Origin of the sequence: Xanthobacter autotrophicus (assembly GCF_030015065.1) — a bacterium.
Lineage (GTDB): Bacteria > Pseudomonadota > Alphaproteobacteria > Rhizobiales > Xanthobacteraceae > Xanthobacter > Xanthobacter autotrophicus_D.
Genome location: NZ_JAIVFN010000352.1, coordinates 1 through 479 on the forward strand (window position 1 = coordinate 1; position 479 = coordinate 479).

General features: G+C 68.3%; 1 protein-coding gene. It reads left to right on the forward strand.

The features are described from left to right. Window positions 1–479, forward strand: a 479-nt coding sequence (locus K9U40_RS23490) for a cytochrome C assembly family protein (protein WP_282892474.1), incomplete at both ends; no start/stop codon positions are given.

Genomic DNA, 479 nt, shown 5'->3' on the forward strand with positions numbered 1-479 from the left:
TTCTGGCCTATCACGGCTACGGCCACGAGCCGAGCAAGGTGCTGGGCTGGCGCCTGGCCAGCCATGCCTGGCTGGCGCTGCTGGCCTACGCCACGCTGAGCATCGCCGCGCTGCTGGCGATCATGCTGTGGCTGCAGGAACGCGCCCTGCGCCGCCGCGAGTTCCGCCCGTGGCTGCGCGCGCTGCCACCGCTGGCCGACCTGGAATCGCCGGTGTTCCGGGTGATCACGGTCGGCTTCGCGCTGCTGACCCTGACCCTGGTCACCGGCGTGCTGTTCGTCGACGACCTGCTGGCGCAGAAGCTGGTGCACAAGACCGTGCTGAGCGTGCTGTCGTGGATTGTGTTCGGCGTGCTGATGATCGGCCGTCGCCGCTACGGCTGGCGCGGCATGAAGGCGGTGCACTGGACGCTGGCGGCAATGCTGTTGCTGCTGCTGGCGTTCTTCGGCAGCCAGTTCGTGATCGAACTGGTGTTCGGG